This is a genomic window from Pontibacter vulgaris, assembly GCF_022758145.1.
Lineage (GTDB): Bacteria > Bacteroidota > Bacteroidia > Cytophagales > Hymenobacteraceae > Pontibacter > Pontibacter vulgaris.
This window is the reverse complement of the sequence record NZ_JAJVDH010000002.1, coordinates 527,715-551,292: the sequence shown is the minus strand read 5'-3', so window position 1 is coordinate 551,292 and position 23,578 is coordinate 527,715. Positions and strand designations below refer to the sequence as shown.

Genomic DNA, 23,578 nt, shown 5'->3' with positions numbered 1-23,578 from the left:
GTAATTATACTTTAAATATTAAGATTTATCTATATTATAATTCTCTAACGCTAATATAGTATACGATAGTATATAGTGCCATGGTAAGTACTTCTATCTATTCCTTTTATAAACAAAAAAGAGGCCAAAATGGTGGCCTCTTTTTCTATTGATTTAAGCTTAGGCTTTGGCAGCAGATTTACCGTTGCTTTCTACCTCTACTTGCTTTTTTTGTTTGCTGCCACCTGCCTTGCTTTCCTGGCTTCCGGACGAGATCTGGATCTGGCGCTTCATGGTTTTCTGTACATCCTTCGGTGCGCTTACCAGCAGAATGCCATCTTCAAACTGTGCACTAATCTTATCGGCCTGCACGTTATCTGGCAGGAAGAAAGTTCTGGAGAAGGTGCCATACTGTGTTTCTACCATGTGATAGCGCTTGCTGTCTTCTTTACGCTCAAAGCGACGCTCACCTGATATTGTAAGTCTGCCTTCCTGGAAATCAATATTGATATCTTCCTTCTTCACACCTGGCAAAGCCATTTCAATCTCGTAACCGTTGTCTGTTTCAAAAGCATCAACACTTGGCGTAAAACCTGCTACACGACGTGTATTTACAGATTCGTTAAAAAACCTGTCCAGCATTGAGCTAAAGTTCTGAGGCATTGTTTCTTGCATGCCGCTGTATTTGCTAAGTGCCATAGTTTTATCCTCCTAAGATTTGTTGTTTAACATGTACAATTACTTAGGAGTAAAAACCATACCAACAACATTATCCTTTTATTTCGTGAAATAATGTCATTATATATACTTTAACGATTAATCTTTCCCTGACTTTTTTTCAGATAAACAACTGATTAGTAAGCAATACTGGCAGTATTAGGTTGCAGGTTCAGATTATACTTTAGCTCCAGCCCAAAAACAGGCGTAATGCGGTTTCGTTTGGTAGTATATCCATCTTTTACCAGGTTATTGTTCTCGTCATACACAGGCGGGATGAGCACATAGTAATAGTCTGTCTGGCGCATAAAGTATGGTGCTATATGAAACCTGGGCGTAAGCTCGTAGTTTAAGCTGAGGCGAAGGCGGGTGCGGTCTATTGATCGTTCTTCTGCAGTTTGCTCCTCGTTGCCAAAATCAGAAAGTATAAACAATTCATACAACAAGGCTGGTGTCAGGAATTTATCTTTAACAGGAAGCCGCTTACCCAGCTCGCCCAGTATGCGCCAGCGCCCGTAATCTTCCTGGCTTTTTTCCTGCAACACATACTCGAACATGCCTTGCTTGTTAAAGTATAAACTGCCAATGTTACCATTGTGGCGCAGAAAAGCAGTAGCAAACAATGCCTTCGGAAAATCTTCTATCGCATACCGAAGTATAGCACCTCCCCTCCAATGCTCGGTTAATGTATGTTCGTAGCCAACTGCCAGCTGCACACGCTCAAAATTGCTTAGTATCCCACTGCTTTTAAGGTCGTTGTAACGGGAATCGGTGTTAATGCGGTATTGGTTGCGCACGAAAAGTATACCTGCATCGCCTGCTCCGTAATTTAGCTGTAGCTCAGGCCATAAAGTTGCTGGCGCTGTTACTTTGCTCTGCCCCTGCAAAAAGTATGGCAAAAGGCCCATCAGAAGTATAATGTATAGTTTTAACCGCATCAGGTTGATCTGCTAAGTATAAGTATGGTTAGGCGTTGAGCTCCTGTACTGCCAGCCAGGCCATCAGCCCGATGCCAGTTTCCAGTGCAGTTTCGTCTATATCAAACATAGGCGTATGCACAGATGAGGTAATGCCACGCTCCTCGTTGCGCGTACCCAATCGGTAAAAACAGGCCGGCACTTCCTGCGAGTAGTATGCAAAGTCTTCCGCACCCATCCACAAGTCAAGGTTAACTACGTTTTCGGCTCCCAGGTATAGTTCGGCTGCTTCTATGGCACGTGCTGTAAGGGCCGGGTCATTTTTTAAGAACGGGTAGCCATCCTTAATATCGATCTCGCAACTGCCGCCCATACTTTCGCACAGGCCTTCTGCCAGCTTTTTAATACGCTTGTGCGCCTCGCGTCTCCATCCTTCATCCATTGTCCGGAACGTACCTTCCAGCTTTACCTCGTTCGGGATAACATTTGTAGCGCCTTTGGCTTCTATTTTACCAAACGATAACACGGTAGGAATTTTAGGGCTGGCATGGCGGCTCACGATCTGCTGCAGGGCAACTATAAGGTGCGATGTTATCAGCACGGGGTCTATGTTCATTTCAGGTATTGCCGCGTGGCCGCCTTTGCCTTTTACGGTTATGTAAATCTCGTCGGCGCTGGCCATGTACATACCCGGCCTGAAACCAACTTTACCGGCGGGCAGCAGCGGAAACACGTGCTGCCCCACTATACTTTCCGGACTCGGGTTTTGCAACACACCTTCTTTTATCATAATAGAAGCGCCTCCCGGAAATTTTTCTTCTCCCGGCTGAAAGATCAGTTTTATACTTCCTTCAAACTCATGGCGCAACTCCTGCAGTATGCGGGCAGTTCCCAGCAACGACGAAGTATGCACATCGTGGCCGCAGGCATGCATCACACCTTCATTCTTCGATCTATAATCTACTTCGTTTTGCTCAGTTATTGGCAAGGCATCCAGGTCGGCGCGCAGGGCTATGGTTTTCTTCTCCGGATTCCGGCCTTCTATTATCGTTACAAGGCCGGTATTCGCCATTCGTACTGGGTTCAGGCCATAGCTTTTTAATGTAGCCTCTACATAAGCAGCCGTGTTATGCTCTTCAAAAGATAGCTCTGGGTTGGCGTGCAAATGCCGGCGCACGGCTACTGTGTCTGGCGTGTACGTAGCGGCCAGCTGTTTTATACTTTGTAATAATGATGTCATAGGTAAGAAACTATAAAGTATAGCTTGTTCTGTTGATGAAGGTAACAGATGGCTGCAAAATAAAAAAACGTTGCGGCTTCTGGTAAAGCAACCGCAACGTTTATAGTATAGTAAAAACAGGTTTTAACGGCCTCTGCCTACACTTTTGTTTATGGTTATCTGGTCTGAAACGATCAGGGCATTGGGCAGGATGTCACGAAGCTGGTTCAGTACCTGCTGTGCCTCAACCCTTGAAAAAAAATCTCCGACCTTTAACCTGAAATTAGGCTGCTGATACGTCAGGTAATCTTTTTGCTCCGGCACGCGCGCAATTATAGTTTTACGTAGGTTCATTACGGTTTGGCGCTCCGAACCATTGTAAGCTAAAATACGGTAGCCTTGTGCATATCTGATGCTCTTGTTAACATTAGCTACGGTATCAAGAAGAGCCTCTACCTTATCGTTTACATGATTTGCCGGTACCGGGCGTGCAGCTGGCGTTGTGGTGCCTGCATCAGCTACCGGATACTTTGGTCGGTAAACACTCAGGTCTTCAGCTGTTTTAGCTTTACCGCCCGAGGTTTTTGTTTCGCTGGTTGCAGTACCTGAAGAAGAGGCACATGCTGTTATGATCACAAAAAGTAGTGATAGTATAAGGCTAAGCGTTCTGTTCATTGGATATGATTTGGATACTGGCCGAGCAGCCTAACCTGTCGGCGCCGGCTTTGATTAACGCTTCCGCATCAGCGAAAGTTTTTATACCTCCTGCCGCTTTGATTTTAATATGCCCCGGCAAAGACTTGCGCATAACAAGAATATCTTCAACGGAAGCGCCTCGTGCAGCAAAGCCTGTAGATGTTTTTACAAAATCTACACCGGCAGCCGCGCACAGCTCACATGCTTTTACAATTTCTTCAGGCGTAAGCAGGGCGGTTTCGATGATCACTTTTAACTCGGCTTCTTTCAGATGGCAGAATTTAGCTAAGTCGCTCAGCTCGTTTTCTACCTCTTCATACTTGCCTGATTTAAAAGCAGACACGTTCATTACCACATCAATCTCGTTGGCGCCATCGGCAATAGCCTGGTGGGTTTCCAGGAATTTTACTTTAGCATGCTGGTACCCTAACGGGAAACCAACCACCGTAGCAATTTTAACCAGCGTACCCGGCCCAAGGCGATCTTTTGAAAGCTGCACATAACAAGGCGGCACACAAACCGCAGCAAAGCTATAGTTGCGCGCTTCATCACAAAGCTGCTCTACCATATCAGCGGTTGCATCAGGGCGCAACAGGGTATGGTCTATATAAGATGCAAGTTCTTCTCCTGCCATATTTTCACATCAGCCTTGCGGCTATACTTCTTACTTAACTCTAAAACAGAAGCTGGTAATACATAAAGCAGCCACTAAATTTTGGTTAGTGGCTGCTTCTATTTTTATTCTTCAATAAGTATGCAACGATTATTCAGCAGGTCTTCCTCTACCGTTTTGAACTTCACGTCTTTCAGCACACGGCCATCGCTATACTGAACACTTACTCTATCGTTTCGGCCAGCTACTTTGTGTGAGTGCACAGGCACTAACTTAGGAGGCTCTGGCGCCGGAATAGAAGTATGGCCTGTTTCATCTTCCAGCGAAGAATGAACTTCAGCTTTTTGCTCGTGCAGTATCGGCGCTTTTGGGGCACGCTGTGGACGAGGCTCCTGCACCTGCTCTGGTGCCTGTACTGGTATAAAGGCGTGCATCAGGAAAGAAACAGTTTCTTCATTCACTTTACCGATCATGCGCTTGAACAACTCAAATGATTCGAACTTATAGATCAACAGTGGGTCTTTCTGCTCGTACACTGCATTCTGCACCGATTGCTTCAGGTCGTCCATCTGGCGCAGGTGGTCTGTCCAGGCCTGGTCGATTGTACCTAGCGAGATGATCTTTTCCATAGAGCGAAGCAGCTCCATGCAATGCGATTCGTACGTTTTGGTCAGGTTTGCAACTGCAGCCAGCTGGCGCTTACCATCTGTAAATGGTACAGCCACATTCTCGATCATCGGCCCACGGTTTGCATGAATATCGGCAATAATCGGGAAAGCCTGCTCTGCTGTATGCTTGTTCTTGGTTAAGTAGTGGTTAAGTGCTTCGTTATACAAGCGCTCTGCCAATGGCGTAGCCTGCGTAGACGTAAACTCTTCCAGTGTTATAGCTGTATCGTAACCAAATACGCGGATAATGTTGAGCTGGAAGTTTTCGTAATCATTCGCATTCTTATAGCTAACTACCAGTTCCTCGCTCAGATCATAGATCATGTTCCAGATATCCAGTTCCAGTCGCTCGCCATAAAGGGCATTTCTGCGGCGTTTGTAAACAACCTCGCGCTGTGCGTTCATCACGTCGTCGTACTCCAGCAGGCGCTTACGCTGTCCGAAGTTGTTTTCTTCAACTTTCTTCTGCGCACGCTCAATTGAGTTCGTGATCATCGAGTGCTGAATAACCTCGCCTTCTTCCAGACCCATACGGTCCATCAGGCGGGCAATTCTGTCAGAACCGAACAAACGCATCAGGTTATCTTCAAGAGATACGAAGAACTGCGAAGAACCCGGGTCGCCCTGGCGGCCTGCACGACCACGCAACTGGCGGTCTACGCGGCGAGACTCGTGGCGTTCTGTACCAATAATAGCCAGACCACCTGCAGCCTTAGACTCCGGCGTAAGCTTAATGTCGGTACCACGACCGGCCATGTTGGTAGCAATAGTAACGGTGCTTGGCTTACCAGCTTCTGCCACAATCTCGGCTTCTTTCTGGTGCATTTTCGCGTTCAGTACCTGGTGTTTAATCTTACGCAGGGTAAGCATACGGCTCAGTAATTCTGAAATTTCTACTGATGTTGTACCTACCAGTACCGGGCGGCCTTTTTCAGTAAGTTCTACAATTTCATCAACTACTGCGTTATACTTCTCACGAACGGTTTTGTATACTTTGTCGTGCTCGTCTTTGCGTTGAATTGGTCTGTTGGTAGGTATAACTACTACATCCAGTTTATAAATTTCCCAGAACTCGCCTGCTTCTGTTTCGGCAGTACCCGTCATACCAGAAAGTTTGTGGTACATACGGAAGTAGTTCTGCAGCGTAACGGTGGCGTAAGTCTGCGTAGCATCTTCTACTTTCACGTTCTCTTTCGCCTCAATTGCCTGGTGCAAACCATCAGAATAACGGCGGCCTTCCATTACACGGCCAGTCTGCTCATCTACGATTTTCACTTTATGGTCAGGCGTAACGATATACTCCACGTCCTTCTCGAACAAAGTATAAGCCTTCAGCAATTGGTTGATCGTGTGAATACGCTTCGACTTTTCCTGGAAATCAGAGATCAGCTGCTCTTTTGCGTGCAGTTGTTCTTCATTGGAAAGCGATTTATTATTCTCGATGTTAGCAATCTCGGTACCTATATCCGGGAGTATAAAGAAACTTGGATCTTCGCCCTGGCCTGTAATCAGGTCAATGCCTTTCTCGGTCAGTTCGATCTGGTTGTGCTTCTCATCAATAGTAAAGTATAGCGGCTCATCAGCTTCCGGCATCATGCGGGAGTTATCCTGCAGGTAGTGGTTCTCAACTTTCTGTAAGATGGCGCGGTTACCAGTTTCGCTCAGGAATTTGATAAGCGGCTTGCTCTTTGGTAAACCACGGTATGCTCTGAAAAGCGACAGGCCACCTTCCTGTGTGTTGCCTTCTTTAGTCAGGCGTTTTGCTTCTGTAAGGAAGTTGGTAACTATTTTGCGCTGCGCCTCTACCAGCATCGCAATGCGTGGCTTCAGTTGATAGAATTCATGTTCATCGCCGCGCGGCACCGGACCAGAGATAATCAAAGGCGTACGGGCATCATCAATCAATACAGAGTCCACCTCATCGACCATGGCGTAATGGTGCTTGCGCTGTACCAGGTCTTGCGGCTCGCGGGCCATGTTATCGCGCAGGTAATCGAAACCGAATTCGTTGTTTGTACCATACGTGATGTCTGCGCGGTAAGCATTGCGGCGCGATTCAGAGTTTGGCTGGTGCTTATCAATGCAATCGATGGTCAGGCCATGGAACTCGAACAATGGCGCCATCCACTCAGAGTCACGCTTGGCAAGGTAATCGTTTACCGTTACTACGTGCACACCACGACCAGACAAGGCATTCAGGAAAGCTGGCAACGTAGCTACCAGTGTTTTACCCTCACCTGTAGCCATTTCTGAGATTTTACCCTGGTGCAATACAATACCACCAATTAACTGCACATCGTAATGCAACATTTCCCAGGTAATCTCGCTTCCGGCAGCAACCCATTTGTTTGCCCAGATAGCTTTGTCGCCATCCAGTTGTACGTTTGGCTTGCGGGCAGAAAGTTCGCGGTCCATGTCGGTAGCGGTTACTACTAACTGGCCGTTCTCTTTCCAGCGGCGGGCTGTTTCTTTTACTATAGCAAAACCAACAGGCAGCACCTCCATCAATACTACTTCCAGATCTTTGTTGCGCTGTTTTTCCAGCTCATCAATTTCTGCGAAAATGTTTTCTTTCTGAACGATATTCAGTTCAGGCTCATCGGCTATGCGCTTGTGCAAGGCCGCGATCTGATCATCGATACCTTTTAAGCGCTCATTAATGATGCTTTTAATTTCTGCCGTTTTCTGGCGCAGCTGGTCATCTGTAAGGCTGGCAAGCTTGGCGTACTCTTCGTTAATTTTAGATACGTAGGGTACAACCTCTTTTATATCTCTGTCGGATTTGGTTCCGAATAGTTTCGCAACGGTTTTACCGAAAAAATCAAACATTCTGTAAGTCTATTAAATGAAGTTTTTTGTGCCTGTAATATCGTCAAAAATAAGCTGTTTTTCTGACATATTTTACAATTTGCACGAAAACAATACCATAGTGGCAGCTTATACCTGTGCCTGCCAAATTTACCGGTACAATATAGTTATTAGCCTATACTTAGTTTAAGGCTATACTTTGCTTGTGCCATAAACGGTAAAATGTGGCAATGTGGCAGGCTGCCGATAAAGTAAAACTGATAAGCGGGGGTAGAAAGTTCAGTTGAGAAAGGTTTAAAAAAGAAGCTGGTATTCAATCACATCGTCCCATCCCTGCAGGGTTCTGAGCCACTGCCTGCGAGTACCAATTTCTGTAAAACCAGCCTTTGTAAAAAGATTTATACTTGCCATATTGGTAGCTGTTACGGAACAATATACCTGGTGTAACTGCAGCGTTTGCTGGCAGTAATGCAGCAATAACTGCAATGCCTCGCTTGCATAGCCTTTGCCTCTGAACTCTGAAGCTACTAAAATACCTACTCCGGCACGGCGGTGCAAGGGCTCAAAATCAAACAGGTCGATGGCGCCAACAGGAGTATGATCTGAAGTACAGATGACAAGGCGGAGTTGTTTTACAGTATAAATATCGAGCGTAGCATTCTCTAAATATTGCTCCAGTACGAATTTAGAGCAGGGCATAAGCGTATTGCCCACATGCCAGACAGAGGTGTCGTTTTCGAGGGAATATAGAAAATCCAGGTCGGTGGGCTCGAGGGCGCGCAAATAGGTCTGGTCTGTTTTCAGGAACACGTGGTTTATACTTTTTGCTTACCTAAAGGTATAAAAAGCAAAGACTCCCAACAATTTATACTTGCTGAAAGTCTTGTTTTTTTAAGTTGTACGGTTCTGGAGCAAGTTGCCAGAATTGTAACGAAGCGTGTAATAGAGTATCCAGACTCACTGGGCAGGACACCCAAACTATAGTAAGCCACGAGCATAGACGCTCGCGCCATACTTACAAGTATAGTTTATACTTTCTAAACTGAAACCGAGCCTGTAAACACCTGCCTGGCTGGGCCAATCAAATAAATATACTTAAAGCTATTTTCGCCAGTTTGCCGGAAAGCGACTTCCAGTTCGCCGCCCAGCACTTTTACTTTTACCGGGCTTTGCATGCCTTCTATACCTGCTACCAGCGCCGCAGCTGTTACACCTGTTCCGCACGACAGGGTTTCGTCTTCCACACCGCGCTCGTAGGTGCGTACAAAAATCTCGTTCTCACCTGTCTTCTGCACAAAGTTTACATTGGTACCTACAGCTGCAAAACGATCGTTATATCTGATGGCGCGGCCTTCTTCAAACACATTTATACTTTGCACATCATCTACAAAACGAATGTAATGCGGCGAGCCAGTGTTCAGGTAATAATCATCGCCAATTCTTTCAACGCCCTGCACGTCGTTCATTTTCAGTTGAATCAGGTCACGTTCTATACTTGCCTGGTGCTCGCCATCTGCTGCTAAAAAACAGGCTACGTCTTCTATCACACCCAATTGTTTGGCAAAGCGAACAGTGCAGCGCCCGCCATTTCCGCACATAGAGCCTAAGCGGCCGTCGGCGTTATAGTATACCATCTCGAAATCGTAGTCCGGGTGGTCCTGCAGAAGTATAAGTCCATCGGCGCCAATGCCTACGCGGCGGTCGCAGAGGTGTTTTACCAACGCTTCGTTGTCTCCCGGGAAAGTATGTTTCCGGTTATCGATCATCACGAAATCGTTGCCGGTGCCCTGGTATTTGTAAAAGCTGATTGCCATGTATCTGAAACAATTAAAACTGCAGGTTCGTGCACTTTTTAAGGTGTGGCATATAATGCGTAATTTTACCACCTTATAGGCGCTGCGCCTGAAATAAACGACAAAGATATGTATTCCTTTCTTACAACAGAAAACTGGGCCGATTACGAATTAGTGGATAGTGGCAACTTTGAGAAACTGGAGCGTTTTGGCCAGTATTATGTAGCACGCCCCGAGCCACAGGCCATCTGGGACAAGCACCTGCCTGAGCAGGAGTGGCAGCGTATGGCCAATGCCGTGTTTACCCGCGACAAAGGCAGCCAGGAAAAAGGCCAGTGGAAACTGAAGAAAGGAATGCCGGAGCAATGGTTCATCAACTATAAGTATAACGACCTGAAGCTGCGTTTCCGTTTGGGTTTGTCGTCGTTTAAGCATGTGGGTTTGTTTCCGGAGCAGGACGCTAACTGGAAGTTTATTTATGATACCACCCGCAAGCTAAAAACGCCACAGCCAAAAGTACTGAACATGTTTGCCTACACCGGTGCTGCTACCTTAGCTGCCAAAGCTGCCGGTGCCGATGTAACCCACCTGGACTCTATAAAGCAGGTTAACTTCTGGGCCCGCGACAACATGGAAGCCAGCAACCTGGATAACGTGCGCTGGATAGTGGAAGACGCCATGAAGTATGCCCGCCGCGAAGTGAAACGTGGCAACAAGTATAACGGAATCATCCTGGACCCACCAAGCTATGGCCGTGGCCCGAACGGCGAAAAATGGCAACTGGAAGACGAACTGAATGAAATGATAAAGCTCTGCCGCGAAATGCTGGATGGCACCGATTATTTCCTGCTGATAAACCTGTACTCGATGGGCTTCTCGGCGATGGTGCTCGATAACCTGATGCGCGGCACGTTTGGCGACATGGTGAAAAACGAAGAGCTCGGCGAACTATATCTGCTGGATGGCGGTGACAGGAAACTGCCGTTGGGTACTTTCTTCAGGTTTACTTCGGTTGGGAGGTAGAAGTTATAGTTTAAATAGGTATCTTTCTATATCTAGAACTTAAAGCGATCATTATATGAAGACATTTCTTTTTGTATGGAATCCTAAAAAGTGGGAATGGAAAGATCTCGAACAAACTATAAGTAAGATTAAAATTAAAGGAAAGGCAACAGAAGACTGGAGCGTAGCAAGTCATAAAAAAATATCTCCTGGAGATCGTGCTTTTCTTTTCCGCTTAGGAGAAGAACCAAAAGGGATTGTTGGCTCCGGATATGTTTCAAGCCATGTATTCTTAGCCAAACACTGGAGTGGAGAGAATAAAACGATCCACATGGTTGATATTGAGTTTGATGTATTGCTTAATGTAGAGCAAGAGCCAATATTAAGTCTTGACTTATTGAAGCAAGGAGATTTATCTAGAATCAACTGGACTCCGCAAGCTTCAGGAATAGAAATTCAAAAAGAGTTTACTAAAGAGTTAGAAGGGCTATGGTTTGATTTTCTTACGACACAAAACATAAGAACAAATCCTTTTATAAACTCTGAATCAGATAACCATCAAGTTTTTACTGAAGGAACTCCAAACCAGGTTTTGGTTACAAAATATGAAAGAAATCCTTTTGCTAGACAAACTTGCATAGACCACTATGGTCTATCCTGCCAAGTTTGTGATTTTAATTTTGAAGAAAGATTTGGTGAATTAGGTCAAAACTTCATTCATGTTCATCATTTAAATCAAATTTCTTCAATTGGAGGACAGTACCAAGTAGACCCTATTAAGGACTTACGACCTGTTTGCCCCAACTGTCATGCAATGTTGCATAAAAGAAAGGAGCCATATACTATAGAGGAGCTAAAAGAATTCATCAGTATAAACTCTCTGCATTAATTCTTACAACAATTATCAATTAACATTCCAAACAATGACCAACCGCCTTGCACTAATAGATATGGGTACGAATACATTTCACTTGCTGGTAACGGAAGTGAATGAGCAGGGGCAGTTGCGCGACCTGTATAAAACCAAAGTACCGGTGAGGTTGGGGCAGGGCGGCATCAGCAACGGCAACATAGCTCCCGAAGCCTACGAGCGTGCCCTTAAAACTCTGAAAGATTTCCGGAAGGTGATTGATGAGCATGGTGCTGAAACGGTTCGGGCCATGGCTACCAGCATGGTGCGTAACGCTGCCAACGGCGAAGATTTTGTAAAGGACATCTATAAGCAGACCAACATAGAAGTAGAAGTAATAGACGGTGCCCGCGAAGCAGAACTAATCTACTATGGTGTGCGCTTCGCTGGTGTGCTGGACGAGCAGACGGCCCTGATCATGGACATTGGTGGCGGCAGCGTGGAGTTTATAGTTTGCAACAACCAGGAGATCTTCTGGAAACGCAGCTTCGAGGTAGGAGCCCAGCGCCTGATGGACCAGTTCTTTACCGCAGACCCGATACCAAGCGAAAGTATAGCCGCCGAAAAAACTTATTTAGCCGAAAAGCTGCAACCGCTCACCGAAGCTGTAGCCACCTATAAACCAACTATACTTGTAGGCTCATCCGGCACCTTCGATACGCTTTGTGATATTGATGCACTCCGCAAAGGCGATATATCACGCCAGCAAACTATACCACCGGCATCAACTATAAGCATTGCAGATTATTATGCCATACACGAAGAGCTGCTCCGCAAAAACCACGAAGAGCGTTTAGCTATACCCGGTATGCTGGAAATGCGTGTGGATATGATCGTGCTGGCAAGTATAGTTGTAGATTTTGTGCTGCAGAAGTATAACCTGCAGGAAATTCGGGTGTCGGCTTATGCGCTGAAGGAAGGCGTTTTGCAGCAGATGCTGGAAAGGAAGTTATAGTTTCAACTGGCGCGAGTCTCCAGACTCGTGACTTAGGATGGTGTTGAGTCTTCCGACTCAACTGGCCTGAAAGGACAGGGGACGCAATTGTGCTAGCTATAGTTCTATAGCAGTCCAACCACCCCCTACCCCTCCTTGTCTAAGGCGGGGAGCTTTGACCTACTACTATAGTTTAAGTTATAGTTTTATAGTTGCTTTTTAACACCCCCGTAGTCCCCTCAAGGGGACACTTTTGTAAATGCTATAGTTTTAGTTATTGTTTTATAGTTTCTGGCTGAGATCGGGCAGGTCTTGACCTGTCCCTACGGAATACATTGCAGGAAAGGCTATAAAACTATAGCTTCTCCTGCAACTATAGATTAGCTATCGAACTATTATCAGTCTTTGGGTTGAGCGCCTCGAGAGGTTCCGGTGCCGAAGGCATTGCGAGGCACGAGCAAAGGAAGCGAAAGCAGCGCGATGCCCAAAGACGAGGCCTCGCGGCCATGAGCGCACCAAAGCTAACTATGATAACAATAGGTAGGTAGAGCTCCCAGGAATAGATGTAACTATGAAAGTATAGCCTGGTTCAATCAAGTATAAACTTTAACTATAAGCTGAAATCGATTTCCCAACTGCGCTCAAAATGACATTAAAACAACTATAAATGTAAAAAGGCAGGAGAACATCCTGCCTTTTTACATTTATGCTTTTGATATGCGTTTTCTTTCTTTCTCGTAAGCCTTTCTCAACTTCTTCAGGTCGCGGTTATTGTTGGTGTGTTTAGAGGCTAAGGCTTCCACATCTTCTTTTAAACCTAATTGCGCATCCTTAGCAGCCAACTGCTTGCCTAACTGCTCCTGTACTTTTTTGGTTTTTCTCCTCGGATAGTCTTTTTCCAGCAGCACATTTAATAACTGCACTGCTATCTGCTCCTCTCCTATACTTGCAAAATGGTTAACAACAGCAGCTGTAAAAGGGAGCTTCTGGTTATCTTTAGCATAGTTGAAAAGCGAAATATGGTTCAGCCCAAAACGTCTTACATCGTTCGTGAGGTACTGTTTTTCGGCTTCGTTATACTTCAGGATCGCTTCGGTGTAACGGCTACTATATACAAAATGCGCTGCTTCTTCCAGCATGCGCTGGTAAATAGCTGCTGCAGCAATAGCTTCGCGCCCATCTTTTGCTGTAAAAGTAGCAATGTTGCAGGTGGCCATATCGTCAGCTGCTTTTATGGCAGCCTGGTAGGCCATATCAGCAGATATAAACTGCTTTGCTTTAATCAGCTCTTTTGCAGCCTGGAAATGCTTATCGTAAGCAGCCTGTGTATTTATACATTCCTGTGTAAAAATGCGATCGCGCAGCAGGTTATACTTTGTTCTGATATCGGCATCCTGCTCCAACGCATAACGGGTTTGCATGGCAAGCGTAACTGAAGCTACTTCGCGGGCATTGGCCAGTTGGTTGCTCATTGCCTGCTGGTAACCATCGTTCAGTTTAGCCAGCAACACAGGTTTTGCCGCTTTCTGAGTCAATAACCCCAGTTCCTGTACATACTTAAAAGTATAGTTTTGTTCCAGTTCCAGCGCTTCTTCAAACTGCCCGAGCGCTGCTTCGTAGTTTTTCTCGTTCAGGTAGCGCTTGCCTTTGTCTATGTTCTGCACATAAAACTGGTATTTCACCTGGTTTTGCAGCTCTGTAGCCTGTGGCTCTGTGTGCAGGTAATTATCGTATTCCTTCTGAAAATGCAGTGCTTCCGCAGCCAGTTGCTCCGCTTTAGCCAGGTTATTCAGTGATAAGGCGCGTTTGCCTTCAGCTATTATACTTTTATAAGCTCCCAGCGCAGCGCGGCCTTCGCCATCGTTCAGGGCAGGCATGTTGCAGCGAACCCCACCTATGCTGCACATTTCGCGGGCATCGTTAAAAGCAGCTAGGGCATTGTTATAGTCACCGCGCGAGATCAGGTTATTTCCCTGGCTGAGGTAGGAAGTATAAATATCATTTGCCAGCACCAATGTCATCTGTTCTGTTTCAGGATCGATGCGCATACCTTTCAGCATGTCGCGGGTTCGGCCGGCAGCTTCTTTTATATAGCCGTTCACAAAATCGAGGCGGGCCAGTTGCAGGTGCGCAGGAGCAAACTTCGGATTTACCTCCAAAGATTTTATGAAGTAATCCTGTGCAGCACGCACATTGCCTCCAGTAAGCATACCTACCCCACGGTTATAGAACTGCTGATCCAAGGTAGCCAGTGCATAATCAATGGCACGGCGGCGCTCTTTCAACAACTGGTGCAACTGGCTCATTTTAGAGGCCAGGTTTTGAGGGTCATACTGGCGTAGGTTCAGCTTTTCTTTATAATCGGCAGCCTGCAATCGCCCGAAAAGCTCCTCCATCTGGCTTAGGTTGCGGTCGTGGTGGCTGATACGGTCTATATCATCAGGCGTGATGCGCTGAATATCGCGTAGAGCTACATTTATAGTAGTTTCGGCAGCATAATAATCGCGCACCAGGTTCAGGCGCTCCTGCACACGGCGCACACTTTCCGAAGTATAAACTAGCTCTTTATCCTCTACTTTTAACTTATAGTTCTGATTGGCGGCTGTATCAGGTATGGTAAAATCAGCCAGCACCACGCCTGTTTTATTAAAGGCGATGTTGGTGTAAGTATAACTTTTGATCTCTTTGTTCTGAGCGTTCAGCAGTTTTACCTTGAAATTCAGCTTTTCAGGCAGTAACACCTCACTTATATCGAAGCCCTTATAGTTTACATCGCCGCCTACTTTTATGCGATCCAGCTGTACTTTTAGCTGTAACTGATCGCCGTTATCAGAAATGCGGGACTGCTGCTCGTAGCGTACCACAAACTCAGGTTTAGTACGACCGCTGCTGGTGGCTAATGCTGAAATAATGCTGTTGATGCTGGCCTGACTGGCACCTCCGGAAGTAGTGTTATACTTTAGCAGGTAGGCCTCGGTAAGAGTTTCCTCGAACAACAGCTTGGTTTGCGCCTGCGCCATAAATGCCGCTGCCAATAACCAAATCGATAGTAACGCTTTTTTCATAGGAAGATTGTTTTGCTTAAGCTGTCACAGACAAATTATGTTCCAAAAACTTAAGCCAGGCCGAAAGTATAGAAAAAAGAAGATATTTTAAGTAAAAAAGCTCCGTGAATGCTGTTGCCAAATGAGTTAACAAAGTATAATCCGAGGCATTGCTTTCATAATTTATTACTTTTACCACCCTGAAATAGCTTATACATTATGTATCCATACCGACAACTTTTCGATTTTACCCAGGAAATTTTCCTGCGTATGGGCTGCCCGCCCGAAGATGCAAAACTTGCCGCTGAGGTTTTATTAGAAGCCGACCTACGTGGCGTTGATTCGCATGGTGTTGCCCGCCTGAGTGGTTATGTGCGTTTATGGGAAGCCGGCCGCATTAATATAAAACCTAAAATTCGCATTGTACACGAAACACCAAGCACAGCCACAGTAGATGGCGACGCGGGCTTAGGCCTGGTAATAGCGCCGCGCGCCATGGATATTGCTATTGAGAAAGCCAATAATGTTGGAACAGGTTGGGTATCGGTTAAAAACTCCAACCACTTTGGCATAGCCGGTTACCACGCTATGGAAGCACTTTCATCTGATATGATCGGTATTGCCATGACCAACGCCAGCCCCTTGGTTGCGCCTACTCATTCCATAGACCGCATGCTGGGCACCAACCCGATTGCTGTAGCCATACCTACCAAAGACCAGCCACCTTTTGTAGCCGACTTTGCCACTGCCTCAGCTGCCAACGGTAAACTGGAAATCCTGCAACGCAAAGAAAAGAAAGCCCCTCTAGGCTGGATACAGACTGCCGATGGCGAGGATACGGACAATGCCAACGAACTGAAAATTGGCGGCGCACTGCTGCCACTGGGTAGCGACCTGACTCACGGCAGCCATAAGGGCTATGCACTAGGCGCCATTGTAGATATTTTTTCGGCTGTACTTTCGGGTGCGAACTATGGCCCGTGGGTACCTCCTTTTGTTAGCTTTTTACCGGTGGCTGATAACCTGCCTGGCGAAGGCATCGGGCACTTTCTGGGCGCCATGCGCATAGATGCTTTCCGCCCTGCTGATGAGTTTAAATCGCACATGGATAACTGGATCAATTCTTTCAGGCACGCCAAAGTGAAGAAAAACGAGAAAGCTGTACTTATTCCTGGTGATCCGGAACGTGAAATGACAGAAAAGCGCCTGAAGAAAGGAATACCACTACTGGAGCCTGTTGAAAAAGACCTGGAAGAGCTGGGCAAAAAGCTGGGTGTAAAACTATAACCAAATGGCAGCAGGCAAAGAGGCAGCCATTTTCAGAAAGTTGAGTTTAAGCTCAGCGAAGAAAAGTATGGCTGCACAATTGCTGGTTTGGGTGCTGAACCTGGCATGGTTTGGTTTTAACTATTTCTGGCAATTGGTACCTGCTTTTGTTTTGGTTGCTGTACCTGCGCTGCTTTTGATGTATGCCATACTTGCTTTGGCTGCTTATATCTACTGGGCTCTGAAAGAGATACGAGAACAGGATGCTGCCTATGCGAACTTATTTATTGGAGTTGTAATTGCGGGCACCTTGCTTTTCCTGAACTATAAATTTCTGCACCTGGCTCTGTCTGTCTATCAAATGCAGACCTAAGGCCATTGTTTTATACTTGTAAGCAACCAGCAGGCTCAGTTTATACTTATCACCAGCAAAGTACGACGGCAATTCTAATAAATATGTGATACAGTCCAAACTATAAACTGGCTGCAACAGCATCTTAAATAAGCTATAAGTATATAAAGAGAAAAGGCCGGCAATTTATAGTTACCGGCGTTTTCTCTTTAGCGTAAATTATCGTTACTCGATCTTTTTTCCGGCCATCGCCTTCTTGATCGATATCTGCATCACACGTTCAGCAAACGGGCTTGTCTGTTCTTCCAGCACATCTACTGCTTTCAGAATGGTGTCTTTATCGTTTGTGGTCAGGGATTCACGCAGCTTTTGAATGTTGCTTCTCGTCAGATCAATCTCTTCTTCAGTCAGGTGTTCGCCGTTTTTCTCCAGGAACCGCTCAACCTGGTAAAGCATTTGTTCAGCTGTTGTGCGTGCCTCAATTACCATGCGCGCCGATACGTCTTCGCGGGCGTGCGTAATCGAGTCCATCAGCATTTGCTCTACCTGTGCATCCGTTAAACCATACTGTGGCTTCACTTCCACTTCCTGGCGAACACCCGAGCGCAGTTCAATGGCTTCTACTTTAAGGATGCCATCTGCATTAAGTATAAAGTTTACATCTACTTTCGGGAAGCCTGCCGGCATAGCTGGAATTCCTTTCAGGTCGAACTCAGCCAGTTTGCGGTTCTCGCGTACCAGATCGCGCTCGCCCTGGTAAACCGAAATTTTCATGTTCACCTGGCCATCTACAGAGGTGGTATACTGGCGGCCTGCCTTGGTTGGTATTTTAGAATTGCGCGGAATAATAGAATCCATCAAACCGCCCATAGTTTCAATACCAAGCGTGAGCGGCGTTACATCCAGCAGCAGAATATCTTTGCGGTTACCAGCCAGAATATCGGCCTGAATTGCAGCGCCAAGGGCTACCACCTCATCCGGGTTAAGCGAGTTGTTGGCTGGCTTGCCAAAGAAATCGGAAACTGAAGTATAAACCAGCGGAACACGCGTAGAGCCACCCACCATAATAACGGTATCGATCTGCTCAGGCGTTAATTTAGCATCAGCCAGTGCCATTCGGCAGCTATCTATGGTTTTATCAACTATAGGCCTGATCAGCGATTCGAAAGTATGGCGGGTAATGTGGCACTTAATGCTATCGTTAATATAGCTATCATATACTTCTCCCGTGCTTAGTACTTTCTTGGCTTCTTCGGCTTTCAGGCGCAGCTCCTGCGACAGGTTTTTGTCAGAGTTTATAGTATCTGCAATAAGCTGGTTGTCCAGTATCCAGTGGTTGATGATGGCGCGGTCCAGGTCATCGCCACCCAGGTAAGTATCGCCGTTAGTGGCCAGTACTTCAAAAATGCCCTGATGTATGCTAAGTATAGAAATATCGAATGTGCCGCCACCCAAGTCATAAACTGCTACTGTTTTTTCTTCTGTTGGGTCTATGCCTATGCCGTAAGCAAGGGCCGCTGCTGTTGGCTCGTTCACAATTCGTAAAACTTCCAGACCAGCTAACTTACCGGCATCACGTGTTGCCTGTCGTTGCGAATCGTTGAAGTAGGCTGGCACTGTGATCACAGCACGGTTTACGGGAGTTTTTAAAGCATGCTCGGCACGTGCACGAAGTTCTTTCAGTATCTCTGCCGAAAGGTCAATCGGAGAATAGAACTTGTCTCCTACCCTGATTTTAACCAAGCCTTCGGAGTTATCATCAATTATCTTGTAGCCAAAGTAATCTTTGTGCTCACCTAAATCTTTGTATGATTTACCAAGCAGGCGCTTTACAGAATAAATAGTATTAGCAGGATCAGTGATCAGGTAATCTTTTGCCTCCGTACCAATTATGGTTTCGCCTTGTTGTGTAAAGTGAACTACCGAAGGCACAATGGTACCACGGCCTAAATCGTTTATTGCAGTTGGTGTTTTAGTTTCGGGGTGCACATAGGCAACCAGGCTATTGGTTGTACCCAGGTCTATACCTACAATTACCTCTTCCTGCTGAAGAGCGCCTGTAGAAAGGTTTATTGCTACTTTTGCCATAATATCTATAGTTAGATAAGGCCGCCGCTAAAGAGCAGCAGCGCGTTGGCACAAAGTTACAAATAATTTGGGAGGGGGCTGTGTTAAGGTAAACAGATATGGGATGCTGGCTTTATACTTAGCAGCATTTAAAATAAACTTATTCTTCTTCCTTTTTAGGCACTACAATAAATACATCCTCGTTCGGGCGCTTCATCAGGTACTTTTCGCGGGCAAATTTTTCCAGCAATTCCGTATTACTCATCAGCTCCTTGCGGTCTTTCTGTACTTCGTCTATTTTATCCAGGTAATATTGTTTGTCGTTCTCCAGGTCGCTTAGTTTTTTGCTCATCTGGTACTGGGTAATAAAATCATTCGAGTCAAAAAATATCATCCAAGCCAGAAACAACACAGAAGTAACAAAGTAGAAATTGCGGAAAAGTTTCGGGATGCGCTTATACATAAAGTGTTTTGGCTAAAGACCTATTACAAAAATAAGGCTGTGAGTTATATAACCCACAGCCTTAGCCATAATTATTTTACCAGATAGGATTTTAGAACTTTCTGCCCGGGAAATAAGCAACTTCTGCCAGTTCTTCCTCAATGCGAAGCAGCTGGTTATACTTTGCCATACGGTCAGAACGCGAAGCAGAACCAGTTTTGATCTGGCCTGTGTTTAACGCAACTGCCAGGTCAGCAATCGTGTTATCTTCCGTTTCACCTGAGCGGTGGCTCATCACGCTCTTATAACCATGGCGTAAGCCCAGGTTAATAGCATTTATAGTTTCCGTTAGCGTACCAATCTGGTTTACTTTGATCAGGATAGAGTTTGCCACACCCTGATCTATACCTTGCTGCAGGCGGTTAACGTTTGTTACAAACAGGTCATCGCCTACCAGCTGTACTTTGTTACCGATAGCGTCGGTCAGTTGTTTCCAGCCACTCCAGTCGTCTTCAGCCATACCATCTTCAATCGAGATGATCGGGTACTTGTTCGTCCAGTCAGCCCAGTAGCTAACCATGTCAGAAGAGCTCAACTTATCACCTGTAGACTTTTTGAAAGTATAAAGTCCTGACTCAGCATCGTAGAATTCAGAGCTGGCCGCATCCATCGCGATCATCATATCATCGCCTGGCTTATAACCTGCAGCTTCAATTGCCTGCAATACCACTTCGATAGCCTCAACGTTAGAAGCGATGTTCGGAGCAAAGCCACCTTCATCACCTACGTTTGTAGACAATCCTTTTTTCTTCAGTACACTCTTCAGGTGATGGAAAACCTCAGAGCCCATACGCAATGCTTCAGAGAACGAAGGCGCGCCTACCGGCATGATCATAAACTCCTGGAAGTCGATAGCATTATCTGCATGGCTACCACCATTCAGAATGTTCATCATTGGTACAGGCAGTGTATTTGCATTTACACCACCAATGTAACGGTAAAGCGGCATGTTAAGCTCCTGTGCAGCAGCACGTGCAATAGCCAGCGATACGCCAAGTATAGCATTAGCGCCCAGCTTGCTTTTGTTATCAGTGCCATCCAGTTCGATCATGATCTTATCTAGTAAGTTCTGCTCAAACACCGGGAAGCCAATAAGTTCTTCGGCTATACTGTCGTTAACATTCTTTACAGCCTGCATTACCCCTTTACCCATGTAACGGTTTTTGTCGCCATCACGCAGCTCTACGGCCTCATGTATACCTGTAGAAGCACCAGATGGAACTGCAGCACGACCAATCGTACCATTTTCAGTTAACACATCAACCTCTACAGTTGGGTTTCCTCTTGAATCAAAGATCTGTCTTGCTTTAATGCTTGTGATTAAACTCATCGGATAGTTTTCTTATGGTTTTACTTGTTTTGCTCTAGTAATGCGATAAAATCATCGAACAGGTAAGTCGAATCGTGTGGCCCTGGAGAAGACTCCGGGTGATATTGTACCGAAAAAGCAGGCTTACCTTTTATTCGGATACCTTCAATTGTATTATCGTTTAGGTTAATATGGGTTACTTCTACATCCGGATGATTTTTGATCTGCTCAGCATCCACAACAAAACCATGGTTCTGACTTGTAACCTCACACTTACCTGTAATCAGGTTCTTAACAGGATGATTTAAACCACGGTGGCCATTATGCATTTTATAAGTCGCAATGCCATTAGCCTGTGCGAGTACCTGGTGGCCCATGCAAATACCAAACAGTGGTTTTTCTACTTTAAGAATTTGTTTCACACTATTCACAGCATCAAGCGTAGCAGCCGGATCACCTGGGCCATTAGAAATAAAATAACCATCCGGATTCCACTTCTCCATTTCTTCGAAAGGTGTGTTATAAGGGAATACCTTCACTTCGCAGCCTCTTTGCATAAAATTATAAAGGCTGTTACGCTTAACACCAAGGTCAAGTACAGCTACTTTATACTTAACATCCTCTGGTTTCATCTCATACGTTTCAGGTGTACTAACACGAGAAGATAGCTCTAGGCCGGCCATAGAAGGCACTTCAGAAAGCCTATTACGTAACTCCTCAATATCTGTTATTTCAGATGAAACAATAGCATTCATCGCACCTTTATCACGAATGTGGCGCACTAGAGCTCGGGTATCGATTTCACAGATTCCTACTACACCGGCTTTTTCAAAATAATCCTGCAAAGAGCCTTCGGCAGTTTTACGCGAGAAATGATGAGAAAAATCTTTACAAACCAAACCACTGATTTGTACTTTATCAGACTCCACTTCTTCGTGTTGTACACCATAGTTACCTACATGGGATACTGTAGTAACTACCATTTGCCCGTAATAAGACGGATCTGTAAAAATCTCCTGGTAACCCGTCATGCCGGTATTAAAGCATAACTCACCGCCAGAAGTACCTATGCGCCCCAAGCTTTTGCCTTTGAAAACTGTACCATCTTCTAAAAGAAGGATTGCCTCGGAGAAAGTATGTTTTTTCATTTATTAAGATTTTTACAAAAATAAAAAAGGGACACGACTTACGTCATGTCCCTTTAATAATATTTAACAAATGAGCTTATTCAGCATCTTTTGTTTCTTCAGTTGTTGTAGCTACATCAGTTGCTTCTACATCTTTCTTCTTAGTAGTAGCACGACGACGAGTTTTCTTAGCACCAGCAGCTGCAGCGCCAGTAGTAGAGATCATATCTTCGTTGTAGTCTACAAGCTCAATAACACACATTTCTGCGTTATCACCTAGTCTGTAGCCAGTCTTAAGAATACGAGTGTAACCACCTGGTCTGTTAGCAATTTTGCCAGCTACTTCATCAAAAAGTTCTTTTACAGACTCTTTGTCCTGTAAGTAAGCAAATACAGTTCTTCTAGAGTGAGTAGTATCGTTTTTTGATTTAGTAAGCAGAGGCTCCACATACTTGCGAAGTGCCTTAGCTTTAGCTACTGTAGTAGAAACGCGTTTGTGCAGGATAAGAGAAGCTGCCATATTTGACAACATCGCTTTACGGTGCGCTGCGGTTCTTCCTAAGTGATTTATTTTTTTACCGTGTCTCATTATTGTAATTTGTGCACGTGCATACCGTCGATCAACCTAAGCGGGATCGGGAATTATGCCGTAGGATTATTAATCTTCTTCTAATTTATACTTAGAAAGGTCCATACCAAACGTCAAACCTTTCTCCTGAACTAAATTCTCAAGCTCAGTCAACGACTTCTTACCGAAGTTTCTGAATTTCATCATGTCAGAAATATCAAGTTGCACCAGGTCACCTAGTGTTTTGATATCAGCTGCTTTAAGGCAGTTATAAGCTCTAACTGATAAATCCATATCTTGCAGCGAGGTCTTAAGAACCTTACGCATGTGCAGCAGTTCTTCATCTACAGCTTCCTCCTCTTCAGGCTTGGCTGTTTCAAAAGTCATAGTGTTGTCTGAGAAGAGCATGAAGTGCTGGATCAAGATATTGGCAGCGCCTTTTAATGCATCTTCCGGATGGATAGAACCATCTGTTTGGATATCAAGAACAAGTTTCTCGTAGTCAGTTTTCTGCTCAACACGTGTGTTCTCTACGCTGAATTTTACATTCTTAATAGGAGTGTAAATAGCATCAATAGAGATAACACCGAACACTTGGTCAGCAGGCTTATTTTCATCAGCAGGAACGTAACCACGCCCCTTCTGAATTGTAAGCTCTACTTCTAATGTCATGTTCTTATCAAGATTGCAGATTACCAGTTCAGGGTTTAAAACCTCAAAACTAGAAGTAAACTTGCTTATATCACCAGCAGCAAAGGTATCTTGGCCACTAATGGTAACTGTAATCTTATCGTCAATTACTTCGCTTATTTTCTTAAAGCGAACCATCTTCAGGTTAAGAATGATATCAGAAACATCCTCAACTACGCCTTCAACAGACGAAAATTCATGCAGTACACCAGGGATGCGAATGCTAGTGATTGCGTATCCTTCAAGAGAAGAAAGCAATATTCTTCGCAAAGCATTACCAATGGTTACGCCGTAACCTTTTTCAAGCGGCTTGAATTCAAATAAACCATGAAAGTCGTCGGCTTTTTCCATCACAACTTTCTCTGGCATTTGAAATGCTAATATTGACATACTTGCA

The 23,578-nt window shown here is 45.2% G+C and carries 20 protein-coding genes; 5 read left to right on the top strand and 15 right to left on the bottom strand.

The window, feature by feature from the left end:
- Window positions 1-159: 159 nt before the first annotated feature.
- From LWP20_RS03535 to dapF, 8 genes are all read right to left on the bottom strand, one after another.
- Window positions 160-678: an Hsp20/alpha crystallin family protein gene (locus LWP20_RS03535; protein ID WP_242926725.1), complete on the bottom strand. Its 519-nt coding sequence runs from the start codon at window positions 676-678 to the stop codon at window positions 160-162.
- Window positions 679-833: 155 nt separating this feature from the next.
- Complete coding sequence (locus tag LWP20_RS03530; protein ID WP_242926724.1) at window positions 834-1,634, bottom strand: DUF2490 domain-containing protein; 801 nt, start codon at window positions 1,632-1,634, stop codon at window positions 834-836.
- 28 nt (window positions 1,635-1,662) lie between these two features.
- Window positions 1,663-2,853: a M20 metallopeptidase family protein gene (locus LWP20_RS03525; protein WP_242926723.1), complete on the bottom strand. Its 1,191-nt coding sequence runs from the start codon at window positions 2,851-2,853 to the stop codon at window positions 1,663-1,665.
- A 123-nt stretch (window positions 2,854-2,976) separates the two neighbouring features.
- Window positions 2,977-3,507, bottom strand: a complete 531-nt coding sequence (locus LWP20_RS03520; RefSeq protein ID WP_242926722.1) for a sporulation protein — start codon at window positions 3,505-3,507, stop codon at window positions 2,977-2,979.
- On the bottom strand, window positions 3,491-4,162 hold the full coding sequence (gene deoC, locus LWP20_RS03515) for a deoxyribose-phosphate aldolase (protein WP_242926721.1): 672 nt from the start codon (window positions 4,160-4,162) through the stop codon (window positions 3,491-3,493). The genes LWP20_RS03520 and deoC overlap by 17 nt, the downstream gene beginning before the upstream one ends.
- Before the next feature lie 104 nt (window positions 4,163-4,266).
- The gene (secA, locus tag LWP20_RS03510) at window positions 4,267-7,638 is read right to left on the bottom strand and encodes a preprotein translocase subunit SecA (protein WP_242926720.1); all 3,372 of its coding nucleotides are present in this window, start codon (window positions 7,636-7,638) and stop codon (window positions 4,267-4,269) included.
- 273 nt (window positions 7,639-7,911) lie between these two features.
- Complete coding sequence (locus tag LWP20_RS03505; RefSeq protein ID WP_242926719.1) at window positions 7,912-8,427, bottom strand: GNAT family N-acetyltransferase; 516 nt, start codon at window positions 8,425-8,427, stop codon at window positions 7,912-7,914.
- A 227-nt stretch (window positions 8,428-8,654) separates the two neighbouring features.
- Window positions 8,655-9,431: a diaminopimelate epimerase gene (gene dapF / locus LWP20_RS03500; RefSeq protein WP_242926718.1), complete on the bottom strand. Its 777-nt coding sequence runs from the start codon at window positions 9,429-9,431 to the stop codon at window positions 8,655-8,657.
- A 108-nt stretch (window positions 9,432-9,539) separates the two neighbouring features.
- Here dapF and LWP20_RS03495 point away from each other — a divergent pair, with 108 nt between their 5' ends.
- The 3 genes from LWP20_RS03495 to LWP20_RS03485 are packed head-to-tail and all read left to right on the top strand — an operon-like array spanning window position 9,540 to window position 12,277.
- The gene (locus tag LWP20_RS03495; RefSeq protein ID WP_187031438.1) at window positions 9,540-10,433 is read left to right on the top strand and encodes a class I SAM-dependent methyltransferase; all 894 of its coding nucleotides are present in this window, start codon (window positions 9,540-9,542) and stop codon (window positions 10,431-10,433) included.
- A 55-nt stretch (window positions 10,434-10,488) separates the two neighbouring features.
- Window positions 10,489-11,301 (top strand): HNH endonuclease, encoded by an 813-nt coding sequence (locus LWP20_RS03490; RefSeq protein ID WP_242926717.1) that lies wholly within the window; start codon window positions 10,489-10,491, stop codon window positions 11,299-11,301.
- 34 nt (window positions 11,302-11,335) lie between these two features.
- Window positions 11,336-12,277 (top strand): Ppx/GppA phosphatase family protein, encoded by a 942-nt coding sequence (locus tag LWP20_RS03485; RefSeq protein ID WP_242926716.1) that lies wholly within the window; start codon window positions 11,336-11,338, stop codon window positions 12,275-12,277.
- Between the two features lie 683 nt (window positions 12,278-12,960).
- Here LWP20_RS03485 and LWP20_RS03480 read toward each other — a convergent pair.
- Complete coding sequence (locus LWP20_RS03480; RefSeq protein WP_242926715.1) at window positions 12,961-15,321, bottom strand: tetratricopeptide repeat protein; 2,361 nt, start codon at window positions 15,319-15,321, stop codon at window positions 12,961-12,963.
- 198 nt (window positions 15,322-15,519) lie between these two features.
- Here LWP20_RS03480 and LWP20_RS03475 point away from each other — a divergent pair, with 198 nt between their 5' ends.
- Both LWP20_RS03475 and LWP20_RS03470 read left to right on the top strand, forming a co-directional pair.
- Window positions 15,520-16,587: an Ldh family oxidoreductase gene (locus tag LWP20_RS03475; RefSeq protein WP_242926714.1), complete on the top strand. Its 1,068-nt coding sequence runs from the start codon at window positions 15,520-15,522 to the stop codon at window positions 16,585-16,587.
- A gap of 4 nt (window positions 16,588-16,591) precedes the next feature.
- Window positions 16,592-16,939 (top strand): hypothetical protein, encoded by a 348-nt coding sequence (locus LWP20_RS03470; protein ID WP_242926713.1) that lies wholly within the window; start codon window positions 16,592-16,594, stop codon window positions 16,937-16,939.
- 204 nt (window positions 16,940-17,143) lie between these two features.
- Here LWP20_RS03470 and hscA read toward each other — a convergent pair whose 3' ends face one another.
- The 6 genes from hscA to LWP20_RS03440 all read right to left on the bottom strand — a co-directional run bounded on the left by hscA (window position 17,144) and on the right by LWP20_RS03440 (window position 23,571).
- Window positions 17,144-19,006 (bottom strand): Fe-S protein assembly chaperone HscA, encoded by a 1,863-nt coding sequence (gene hscA, locus LWP20_RS03465; protein ID WP_242926712.1) that lies wholly within the window; start codon window positions 19,004-19,006, stop codon window positions 17,144-17,146.
- 139 nt (window positions 19,007-19,145) lie between these two features.
- Window positions 19,146-19,448 (bottom strand): FtsB family cell division protein, encoded by a 303-nt coding sequence (locus LWP20_RS03460; RefSeq protein ID WP_242926711.1) that lies wholly within the window; start codon window positions 19,446-19,448, stop codon window positions 19,146-19,148.
- 91 nt (window positions 19,449-19,539) lie between these two features.
- Window positions 19,540-20,817, bottom strand: a complete 1,278-nt coding sequence (gene eno, locus LWP20_RS03455) for a phosphopyruvate hydratase (protein ID WP_242926710.1) — start codon at window positions 20,815-20,817, stop codon at window positions 19,540-19,542.
- Window positions 20,818-20,837: 20 nt separating this feature from the next.
- Window positions 20,838-21,944: a glutamine-hydrolyzing carbamoyl-phosphate synthase small subunit gene (carA, locus tag LWP20_RS03450; RefSeq protein ID WP_242926709.1), complete on the bottom strand. Its 1,107-nt coding sequence runs from the start codon at window positions 21,942-21,944 to the stop codon at window positions 20,838-20,840.
- Window positions 21,945-22,020: 76 nt separating this feature from the next.
- Complete coding sequence (rplQ, locus tag LWP20_RS03445) at window positions 22,021-22,512, bottom strand: 50S ribosomal protein L17 (protein ID WP_242926708.1); 492 nt, start codon at window positions 22,510-22,512, stop codon at window positions 22,021-22,023.
- Between the two features lie 69 nt (window positions 22,513-22,581).
- A complete protein-coding gene (locus tag LWP20_RS03440) occupies window positions 22,582-23,571 on the bottom strand; it encodes a DNA-directed RNA polymerase subunit alpha (protein ID WP_242926707.1) in 990 nt (329 codons plus the stop codon).
- Window positions 23,572-23,578: the final 7 nt, after the last annotated feature.